This is a genomic window from Streptomyces populi (assembly GCF_002911015.1).
In the GTDB taxonomy this organism is placed as follows: domain Bacteria; phylum Actinomycetota; class Actinomycetes; order Streptomycetales; family Streptomycetaceae; genus Streptomyces; species Streptomyces populi.
Genome location: NZ_KZ627024.1, coordinates 1 through 10,715, shown reverse-complemented (window position 1 = coordinate 10,715; position 10,715 = coordinate 1). Strand labels below are relative to the sequence as shown.

Sequence of the window (10,715 nt, the reverse complement as noted above, 5' to 3'; positions counted from 1 at the left end):
GCCGGGGCGAGCTCTACCGTGAGGACCTCGATGCACTGGCCAGCCTCGGGGTGAAGTGGGCGGCGGCGTAGCTGGGCTGGAGGCCACGCGACGTCCGCTGACCTGCCCTACTCGTGATGGTCTGGAGCTCGAACCATCGCCAGCTCGAGCCCAGATCAGGGCCAAAGCAGGTAATGTTCTTCTTGTCGGAACGGGGTGCCCAGGTACACACTCGGTTCGGTACCACCAACGAAGGGCCCAGCTCCTGCCAGAGCCAGGCCCTCCGCGCAATTCCACGAGCCCGGTCGCCTAGCAGCAGACCGGGCTCACTGCATGTGAGCCCCAGCCGCGACCGTCTCATGTGTGGGCGCCCTAGTGGACGAACTGCCCCACCGTGGCGATGATCGCCACGAGCACGCCTACCGCAGCCAGCCCTACCGACCACTTCTCAGAGCCGGTCCAGCGCCTGCGTGGCTTGCTCATATCGGATCCCACCACTGCTCCTCCTTCTCCTCCTATCGCCCTGTCCCTCAGGGCGTCCGTCGCTCTCTGTGCAGAGAGCGACGGAGCCGAAAGGGAGGAGTCGGTGATGCGAAGACAAGCATCGTTATGTAACTGGCCTCAGGTCAAGCCGAGTTGAAGCACTCCGGGAAGTTCTTGACAAGGGGTCTTCACAAGTTCAGCACACTGCCTGTGTCCGGTAACTCTACGTAGCCTAAAGATCCCCATCAACCGCTACCCGCAGCACAGATCATCTCGCGTCACATACGCCTCACACGAAGGCTTCCTGATCAGTGATCGCCAGACGGCACCGGGGCACCGGCCCTGAATACCTTCCTCGGCACGCATGCCGCCGCTCAGCTGCCAGGCCCGCAGCGTCCAGGCTGCAATGAGCAGCAGGTCAGTCGACGGTCACTCCGTAATCGCGAGCGAGGCCTGCGAGGCCGTCGGCCCAGCCCTGGCCGACGGCGCGGAGCTTCCATACTTCCTGACCGGCAAGGCTGTGGCGGTAGAACTCGACGACAATCATCGCCTTGATCTCCGGGTCCCGCTGCGGTTCGAAGGTCCAGGTCTGGTTGCCGGCCTCGACGGTCAGCACGGGGGCGACGAGTTCGTCGCAGGCGGCGCCGGTCTCGACGTCCATGTTGATCGAGATGACGACCCGTCGGGTCTGCTCTGGCAGGCGGGCCAGAGCAACGGTGGCCTGCCCGGCTCTGCGGCCGTCTGCCGTCTGCTCGGGCAGGAGCCGGCAGGCGCCGTCGGCGATCTGGGGCTGGTTGTAGAAGACGAAGTCGTCGTCGGACGCGACCTTTCCGTCCGGGCCGGTGAGCAGCAGGGTGAGGTCAGCTGGGGTGCCGGCGGCGGTGAAGCTGATGAGGAGGTCCTGGATGGCGTGGGCTGGGAGGAGGGTGTTCTGTCCGGCGACCAGGTGGAGTGTCTGGGTTTCGGCGCTCTGGGTGGCGGCCGGAGCAGCAACCGTTGGGGGCGCGGTGGGCATGGGTGGGACGGCGGCGGGCACCGGGGCGAACGCGGGGGTGGCCGCGGCGGTGGCGCGGTGCCCCTGCTCGAAGGGGACGATGGCGTACGGGTCTGGGCAGTCGGGGGCGGTGCCGGTCGGGGTGGTGAGGTCAACGTCGAGCCCGGTCAGCGTCGTGTTGGGGTCGTCGTCAACGTTGGCCAGGAGGTCGTCCAGCGCGTCGACCTTGGCCAGGAGGTCGTCCGGCCTGGCGTCGAGGGACTTGAGGGCCGTGGACGGGTGGCCGGACGGTGTGGTGGTCACGGCGTAGGCGACCTCGTCGGCGCTGCCGGTGAAGCAGAGGGCGTCGTCCTTCCGCCAGAAGTTCAGGTTCGCCCGCACTGCGGCAACTGCCGGATGGTCGGGGCCCAGACGTTCGACGAGGGCTGCCAGCGTCTGCTCCAGCGCCGTGGCGGCGGCCCGTCGATCGCCCTCGTCAGCTCGCAGCTGGGCGAGTTGGCCCGCTGCCTGCACCGTGCTGGGATCCGCCGGCCCCGCGATGGTCACCAGTGTCTCGTACGACTCGCGCATGGTCGCCGCCAGCTCGCGCTTGGTGCGGCTTTGACGCTGCCAGTCGTCGAGTTCACCGAGCACGCCGACTGTCGTCTGGTGGTCGGGGCCCACCACCCGGACCAGATCAGTGATCAGCTCGGCCTCCGCGACCACCGCGTCGGCCGCGCTGGTCGCGAAGCCCAGCCAGTTCGCGAGGTCACCACGGGTGCTGAGGGTGTCGATGTGGTCCGGGCCGAGGATCCGGATCTGCCGTGCGAGCAGCTCCCGCGATGTCTCCACGCCGGCCGCGGGTCCGTGCGACTGCATCCGGAACCCTCCGATCATGGACAAGGTGGCGAAGGAGTCGCGGTCGTCCGGCCCGAGCGCACGATTCTCGTCACCGAGCAGCTCGACGAGCAAGTCGACAGCCTCGGTGTACCGTCCGGCCTTGCCCACCGCTAAGGCGATCATGCGCCGGGTGGCGAGGGTGTCGCGGTGGTTCGGACCGAGCACTCGTGTCTGGTCGTCCAGCACCTCGGCCAGCTGTGTCAGGTCGGGATCGGACGCGGTCGGCTCGCCCCTGGTTCCGAGGGCCGCGAGTGCCTCCCGGGTGGCCTGGGTGGCGGGGTCATCGGCACCGAATCCCTCCTCCTCCCAAGCGAGCAGTTCGGTCAGCTGGGTGATGGCCTGTTCCCGGTGCCCGAGCTCGGCTCCCAGGATGCAGACCCGGCGCATGGTGTCGTGCACGTCGCAGTGGTCCGGGCCCAGGACCCGCACCTGGTCCCCCAGGAGGGCGAGCAGTTCCTTGAGTTCCTCACTCCGGTCGTTGTGGGTTCGGAGCGCCGCGAGAGAGGAGCGCGTCCTGAGCGTGTCGACATCGTCCGCTCCGAGGACACGGGTATGGGCCTCCAGGAGTGCCGCGAGCGCCTCGACCGCGGCAGGCACGTCTCCGGCGCGGGCCTGGCAGCCTGCGGCGCGGTAGCGAGCCGTCAGGGTGTCGCGGTGGTTCGGACCCAAGCAGCGGCGGGCGGTGTCGATGTAGCGGGTGAAGTAGGCGAACGCCTCGGCCGGTAGTCCGGCACCGTCCATGCTGCGGCCGTGGCGGAGCAGCAGTGGGTGGGCGTCAGTGCGGTAGAGCGCGTCCTCCGCGTGGCCGAACAGTGTGGTGGCGCAGGCGCGCAGAGTCTGGGCGAGGACCGGGTCGGTCTCCACCTCGGGCCAGGCGGCGACCAGAGCGTCGGCGGCGGTGCGGGCGGCGGTGTCGTGCTGGTCCGGGGTGAGGGTGTCGCGGACGGCGTGCTGGGTGAGCTGGTGGACGCGGACGGCCTGGTGGGGGGTGCTGGAGGTGTGGTCGACGAGGTGGAGCCGGTGCAGGGCGCGCAGGGCGGCGACGACCTCACTCTCGCCGACCCTGGCCGGAACGGCCCCGGGTGCCTGCGAACCGGTGGGTGTGCGGTGTGCGGTGAAGAAGTCCAGGGCCGGAGGGCTGGTCAGGACGGTAAGGGGGATGCCGTTGGCATCGAGGAACGCGGCGAAGTGCAGCACGGGGCGGGCCAGGCCGGCGGGGCGCAGGGTGTCGGCGCGGTCCAGGGACAGGGTCAGGGCGGCGGCGACGGTGTGGTGCTGGTCGTCGGGCAGGGTGTCGGGGGCGGCGTCGGCCAGGGCGATGGCGCGGTCGGCGAGCAGGATCCGGTAGTGGGCGGCGGTAGTGTCGGCGTCGGCAAGGTAGGCGGCAGCCTGGGAGAGAGCCAATGGCAGGTGGCCGAGGTCCTGTGCGAGGGCTATGAGTTGGCCATCGGGCTCGGTGCGGCCGTGGGCGGCCAGGGCTTTGGTGAGGTAGGCGAGGGCTTCGGCGGGGGTGAATAGGCCGACCTCGATCAGGCGGCGGCCGGTGCCGTTCAGCGCGGCTTCGCGGCTGCGGGTGGTGGCCACCACCTGCCCCAGCGCGCTGGCCGAGGGCCACAAGCCGACGAGGTCGGCGGGGTCGGTAATGTCGTCGAGGACCACCAGCCAGCGGCACCGGGGCGCGTTCTTCTTGGGTTCCAGCCAGGCCAGGAACGCTGCGGCGGCACGCTCGGGATCGTTGGGGTCTGCCCGACACAGCTCGACCCCGGCCTGCGCGTAGCTGGCCACTACGGCCGTGCGGTTGGCGGCGGTGACCCACACCAGCACGTCCACCGCACCGTCGCGCCACAGGGTGCGGGCGTGGTCGGCGGCGAGCTGGGTCTTGCCGACACCGCCCATCCCGGTCAGCACCTGCCCCAGCACCGCCGTCCCCCCATCCTGCAGGGCCTCGCCCAGCCGGGCGGCCTCCGCACGGGGCTGAAAGAGCTCCACCCGGCGGGGGATCGTACCGACTTGATGCGGCCAGGCGGCGGGTTTCTGCGGGCTGCTCCGACGGATGGTCAGGATTCCGGTGTTGGCGATGGCGCCGTCCCCGGTCGCGGTCGCGTTCCCGGTATTCGTGGCCTGTGTCGACATCGGCGTCCCCTCGCCGCTCGGGGCGGGGCCCTGGTACCCGGACACCGCGGTGCCGCCGTCCTGTGCGTGGGCGTCGCCGGTGTCCCGCGCGCTCACCAGCCTCGGCGCGACAGAGGGCTCCTCGGTCGGCTGGTCGGGGGTGTCGGGGTGGTCAGCTGTAGTCGACACCAGTGCTCGCCTTGCTGTTCGTGCCGTCGGCGGTGGCGTCCCCGGTGTGCTCCGCGGTCGCGGAGCCCGGTCCGGTCCCCCCGGGGCGCACGACGCCGGTGCTCGCGGTGGCGCCGTTGGTGGCCTTGGCGGTGCCGGTGGCGAACGCGACGTCCACCGGTCCTGCAGCCTGCACCGCGGCGAGAGCCTGTGCCAAGGCCGCGGCGAAGTCATGGTCCGTCTCGGCGGCCTCTTCCAAAGCCAGGATCAGGCGCTGGCGGGTACGCTCACTCGGCTCCCGTTCCCCTTCTCCTGCGTCTGCTTCCTCCCGGGCCCGTGCCAGTGCCGGATCGGTCCCGAGTTTCGCGCTGACAAGCCTGTGCAGACGGTCCATGCCCGCGTCCAGTCCCTGGTCGATCTCCGCATCCGCGCGGCCCGCCACCCGCCTGGCCTTGCCCACCAGCCACGCGCACACGTACCCGACCGCGATCTCCACACCCGGAACCACGAGACCCCCTCGACACCGGCCGACACTCTGCGCCAACCGTACCCACAACAAACCACCCAAACCCCCCAGTTGCCACAGAACACCACGACAGCAAGGCGCAGCCTCGCAGCGGCACGGAGGCGCTGCGGGTCCGTCATGGGCGACGCGCGCCACGGGCCCCGCCTGGCCAGCCGGGGCTGCTCGGAACAACTCAACGCCCCCGCAACGACGGCGAACGGGACGACAACGGCCGAAGCACAGGCGGAACCGACCGATGGTCGCCATCGACAACGGGTCCATGACGATGAAGGCCGAACTGCTGCGGATGGCCTACGCGGGCGGCCTGGTGAACCACAACTCCCCTGAGAAGTGGCGCAAGGACGAAATCGCCTCCGCTGTCGTGGACATCGAGTTCCGCGCCGCCAACCAGACTGCCCCGGCCCGGTCCGCTGAGGTCGGCTCGTGGCCCGTTGTACGGGCCGCCCTCCGAACGGGACGACTACTGAGCCTTCCCCTGCGCTCTCCCCACCACGCCGGACCCCGGGCCCTTTCGGGTCCGGGACGGGCGCAGTCGTACGGACCGCGTAGGCCGCATGTCACCCCCGCGACCGGCTCGGAACCAACTCGCCGCCGCGTTCTCCCAGGTACGGAGTCACGGCGTGAACTATCCAAGGGTTCGGCTCTAGAACATCAAAGATCACCGTCTGAAGCGATAAAGGTTCCAGGTGTTAAGTACGTGCCTGCCTGCAGCTTCGGACACCAATGGTTTCCTACTGGGGTCATCTGTTATCCCAGGTTTTCCGATAACCCGGTCTGAACGGGAGGCGGCCAAGCGGCCGCACCGGAATTCGACACCCGCTTCGTACGACCGATCGGTGAACATGGACTCCGTGAACACCGAACTGACCGTGCTCAACAGGGACATGGCCGTGAGCCAGGACGACACGATACGGATGCTGCTGGAGCAGTCCAAGCGCACCGGCCGTGCCGTCCCCATCCGGCGCGCCTTTGTCCAGGATGCCGATCCCGGCCTGCGCCTGGTCACTCGGCCCGGCCCGTTCTCCAAGATGCTGCGCAGTAACGAGCGGCTGGACCTTTTCCTTCTGATCCACTGCGTCACCGCGCGCGCCGACTGGGGCGTCGCTCACCGGTCCGAGACCTGGGGCCGCGCCGCAGGGATCTCCTTCGCCACCAACGGCACGGCGAGCGCCGCGGTCTCCCGGCACCTGCACAAGCTCAAGGAACTGAAGCTGATCAGCACCGAGCCGTACGGCCGGATGACGAAGATCACCAAGTTGCTCGAGGACGGCTCCGGCGACCCGTACACGCTGCCGTCGGGCGACAAGGAGGGCTCCCGCAAGAGCACCTACTTCAAGGTGCCGTTCGCGTACTGGGAGCAGCAGTACTACCGGAAGCTGTCGATGCCGGCGAAGGCGATGCTGCTCATCCTCATGAGCCAGCGCAGCCCGTCCTTCGCCCTGCACAAGGCCAGGGAGTACGCGCTCTGGTACGGGGTCTCCCCGTCAACGGTCGGGCGCGGCATCGAGGAGCTGCAGAAGAAGCGTCTGCTGTACGAGTTCCTCTCCGAGCAACAGTTGGACGGCTTCTCCGTCCTCGGACAGAGCACGCACGTCCGCTGGGCTCTCGCCGCGCCGTTCGACCTGAACGTCAACAAGACGGAGCGCGAGGCGGCAGAGGCCGCCTGGACTCCTGAGGGCGTCGCCCGCACCGCGCTGCGGATCGGTTCCCGTGTTCCCGCGCTCTCGGGAGCCGCGATTCCGCGATGAGCACCGCCGGGGAGCTACGGCCCCGGCCCCACGACTCCCGGCCCGGCACACCCGGGTCGGGCGCGGCGCAGGTCGCCGCCCCGCAAACGGGCGACGGCCCCCTGTTCCAGCAGGGAGCCGCCCAGTGAAGAAACCAACAGTCACTCCCCAAGGAGGCACCATCAGCATGTCCAGCGAGCCTAAGGGCACTGACCAGCCGGCGTCGACCCGGCATCACCAGGGCAACGGCAAGCTGCGCCACATCTGGTCCGAGATCCGGACCCGGCTGCGGCAGCTGCTGGATGGCGGCCGCCGCCGTCGTCTGCGCGCCCTCGCCCGTACGGCGGGCTACGGCATCCTCCGCGGCGCCGCCGGTGCCGTGGGCGCGAGCGGGACCGGGTGGATCATCTGGTGGATCCAGCAGCGCTGACCCGGCGCACCCGCTGATCCCCTCTCCCTCGACCTGGTGGTCCCGGTCCCGAGACCGAGACCACCAGTGGCTCCCCGTCGGTCACCGCATGCGCGCCGTCGTACGGGGCCAACTGCACAGGGCAAGAGCCGAAGTTCGGTCACCAGCGCGGAACAAGAGATGGCGCAGTTCGGCGCGCAATTCCCCGCGCTTGTCTGCGTGCGCGTACGCTCCGACGACATGGCCGCCGACAGCAGGGTTCAGCTCATCTCCTATCTCGCCGTGCAGCAGCCGTACGAGATCGTGGGCACGCCGGAGAGCGAGTGGGTCGACTTCAAGAGCGTCCCGCCCGAAGGGCCGTACGACCTGAGCACCGACAAGGGCAAGTTCGAGCTCGCCAAGGACGTCGCCGCGTTCGCAAACGCCAGCGGCGGACTGATCGTGTGCGGCTTCAAAGCGAAGAAGAAGCAGACCGAGCTCTACGAGGTCGCCGAGAAGGTCACACCCTTCGACAAGAAGGTGGTCGACAGCACGAAGTACAAGGACGTCATCACGGAATACGTGCGCCCGCTGCTCCAGGTGAAGTTCTTCTGGTACGACCACCCTGGGGGTGACCTGAAGGCATCCGGGTACTACTTCGTGATCGAGGTACCGGCGCTGCCCGAGGCCGACCGGTGGGCGATGGTCACCCGGGGCATCACCGACAACGGCCAGTTCATCAAGAACAGCTGGACCATCCCGATCCGCAACGGCGACACTACGGCCTTCCTCCCTCAGGACGAGGTGTACCGGCTGCTGAACGACGGCCTGCGTACGCGGCGCGGCCCCGATACCGCGCCTGCTCCGGCTGCTGACCGCGTCAAGAGTCGGGACGACCTGTGCAACGCCCTGGACATGGAGAAGACGCCGCTGCTCTTCTTCCAGAGCGTCCCCGATCATCCGCGCGGCATCGTTCCTGGTATGTGCGCCGACCATGGGCTACGGGACGTCCTGAGCAACCAGGACACACTCCGGGGCGCCCACGCCTTCAACTGGTCCACGGCATACACGCATCCGGAACCTCGTGAGGGCGGTCTCCTGCTGGCCGACGCTCCCCGTCGCGGACTGCTGATCGAGTCGGACGGCGCGGTCACCGGGGCCGCGGCTGCCACTTCGGAGATGCTGGGCTGGGCAATGGAGCAGCACTCCAGCGGCGGGCCACGCAGGATCAGCGTGTTCGTGCTGACCGAGATCACTCTGGAGTACTTCCGGCTGGTCGACCGGCACGTCCTGCCGCTGGTCGGCGGCACATGGACGCACCGGATCGTCGCCTCGGACTTCACCCGCAAGCCGGCTCGTACGCTGGCTGCCGGGGACGACCCCACCTTCCCGTTCATCGGCTCACCACAGCCCGCAGCAAGCGCCACCTGGAACCACGGCTGGCAGGCGCTGGGGGATCCAGAGCGCGACGCGTATGAAGCTCTACGCAATATCTACGCGCTCTTCGGCCTTGATGTCACCGCAAACCCGTTCGTCGACGCGGACCGCGTGATCACGGCCAAGCTGCTGGAGAAGAAGAGGTAGTCGTCCGGCCTTGGGCGGCTTGTCCGCCCGGCGTCGCGCGCAGGGAACACCGGCGGCGCCCGATTTGAAGGCTGGCCACACGCTGACCGTGACCGAGACCGCGCTCGTCTTCCTCCAGGACGCCCGCCGCCGCGGCGATGTGCACGAGCCTCTGGACTGGATCCCCGAGGTCCACCACCCGATCGGCAGCGGCGAGGCCGTCGCCTCTGACGCGCTCCTGTACTCCAGAAAAGCCGCCGCACCAAACTCACCACACTCGCCAACCTCGGACTGGAGTGGGCGGAGAGCTGACGGCTCGCGACGGGCGCCTCCCTGCGTCAGCACCTGCACGCCACGATCAGCGTCTCGCCGCAGGTATACCGGCAGACGTTCCAGGCGACGCACTGAGCCCCGCCCACTTACCGATCACTGAACGATCTCCGCCCCTCCCTCGTCGTAGGAGCACGAACACGGAACGGTGTGACAGGGGTTGGGATGCGCAAGGGGATCGTGGCTGGAGCGGTGCTGACCGGGCTGGCGTTGGCGGGGTGCGGCGGCGCGGACGTGCGGGACGACCTGGTGGTGACGGGCACTCCGCCGGCCACGCCCTACGCGGGGCCGCTCCATCTGCCCTCGGAGAAGCACTCGGGGGCCGACGAGCCCGAACCGGGGGAGGCTTCGGGCGCGGCAGGCAAGGCGCTGGAATGTGACGGCGCGATCTTCTCGGGCGGTGGGTCGGACCGTTGGAGCAAGAGGGACGGTGGCTCCACCCCCGAGGAGGGGCTGAACGCGTACTTCGACATCTACCAGCCCGAGGAGCCCGATTACGGCTACCGCGTGGAGCGGCGGGAGGGTGATCGTGTCCTGTTCTCCTTCGACGTGAAGGGCAGGACCAAGGTGGCCGTCGTCGTCGCCAGGGACCAGCCCCATCGCCCGGGCTGGGGCCCGGAGACCAGCGCGTCCTGTGACCCGTCGGAATGGCCAGCGAGCTACGCCAAGTCCAAGGGCTACGAGATCTGGGAGGACCGCAAGGGCCACCGGGTGCCGACCACGAAGGTGAGCAGCTCCCCCGGCGCCGAGCACTGCGACTGGCAGAGCGCACATTTCCTCGACCTGGGCAGCGGCCCGAACTCCCGCCAATACGTGCGCGACCCGCAAGGGCTCTTCGAATCCGAGCTGCTGAACGGCACATACGACGCGAATACCCGCATGCCGGCAGACGCGCGCGACACCGGCTACCACTACCGCGACTGGACCCTCTGGCTGGCCGCGGACAAGTCAACGGCCTATATCCGTACCTCCCACGGCGTGGAAGCCTGGCCAGCAGCAGCACATCCGATCGGCTGCGACTAGGGTCCGTCTTCAAAGATCATCGCGTGGTGGATCATGGTGGGGTGATACGTCGACATGAACTCACCGATCTGGAGTGGGAGTTACTCGCTCCGCTCATACCGCGGGCCGCGACAGGGCGGCCGCGGGTGTCGGACCGGCAGGTCATCAATAGAATGGTCTACAAGATCCGGACCGGGATCTCCTGGCGTGACCTGCCGGAATGCTACGGACCGTGGAAGACGGTGTACACCCGCTTCCGCCGCTACGCCCTGGACGGCGTGTTCACCCGAGCTCTCCAACAGATCCAGGCACGTGCGGACGCCGTCGGCGACATCGACCGGCTCGTCCAGATCGACTCCACCATCGTCCGCGCCCACCAGCACGCCGCCGCCACCGGTCGAAAAAGGGGATCCACCGGCCGGACGAATTGGACGATCACGCCCTTGGCCGATCCCGAGGCGGACTGACCACCAAAGTCCACCTCGCCTGCGACGGACGCGGCCGCCCCCTCGCGATCCTGCTGACACCCGGCCAACGCCACGACAGCATCTGCGCACGCCCCCT

7 protein-coding genes are annotated in these 10,715 nt (G+C 68.9%); 5 read left to right on the top strand and 2 right to left on the bottom strand.

The annotated features are described in order from the left end of the window. Positions 1-880: 880 nt before the first annotated feature. Together CW362_RS41120 and CW362_RS41115 are read right to left on the bottom strand one after the other, a co-directional pair. The gene (locus CW362_RS41120; protein WP_162684409.1) at positions 881-4,636 is read right to left on the bottom strand and encodes a TerD family protein; all 3,756 of its coding nucleotides are present in this window, start codon (positions 4,634-4,636) and stop codon (positions 881-883) included. Next, complete coding sequence (locus tag CW362_RS41115) at positions 4,620-5,123, bottom strand: chromosome partitioning protein (RefSeq protein ID WP_162684408.1); 504 nt, start codon at positions 5,121-5,123, stop codon at positions 4,620-4,622. Before CW362_RS41115 ends, CW362_RS41120 begins: the two co-directional genes overlap by 17 nt. An 854-nt stretch (positions 5,124-5,977) precedes the next feature. Here CW362_RS41115 and CW362_RS41105 point away from each other — a divergent pair. From CW362_RS41105 to CW362_RS41080, 5 genes are all read left to right on the top strand, one after another. Next, positions 5,978-6,889 (top strand): hypothetical protein, encoded by a 912-nt coding sequence (locus CW362_RS41105; protein ID WP_162684407.1) that lies wholly within the window; start codon positions 5,978-5,980, stop codon positions 6,887-6,889. 166 nt (positions 6,890-7,055) lie between these two features. After that, the gene (locus tag CW362_RS41100) at positions 7,056-7,298 is read left to right on the top strand and encodes a hypothetical protein (RefSeq protein WP_103554694.1); all 243 of its coding nucleotides are present in this window, start codon (positions 7,056-7,058) and stop codon (positions 7,296-7,298) included. A 219-nt stretch (positions 7,299-7,517) separates the two neighbouring features. Then, the gene (locus tag CW362_RS41095) at positions 7,518-8,840 is read left to right on the top strand and encodes an AlbA family DNA-binding domain-containing protein (protein WP_162684406.1); all 1,323 of its coding nucleotides are present in this window, start codon (positions 7,518-7,520) and stop codon (positions 8,838-8,840) included. 474 nt (positions 8,841-9,314) lie between these two features. Next, positions 9,315-10,172 carry a hypothetical protein gene (locus tag CW362_RS41085; protein WP_103554691.1) on the top strand — a complete coding sequence of 286 codons (858 nt, stop codon included), beginning with the start codon at positions 9,315-9,317 and terminating at the stop codon, positions 10,170-10,172. Positions 10,173-10,195: 23 nt separating this feature from the next. Beyond that, the gene (locus tag CW362_RS41080) at positions 10,196-10,618 is read left to right on the top strand and encodes an IS5 family transposase (protein WP_162684405.1); all 423 of its coding nucleotides are present in this window, start codon (positions 10,196-10,198) and stop codon (positions 10,616-10,618) included. The last annotated feature ends 97 nt before the right edge of the window (positions 10,619-10,715 follow it).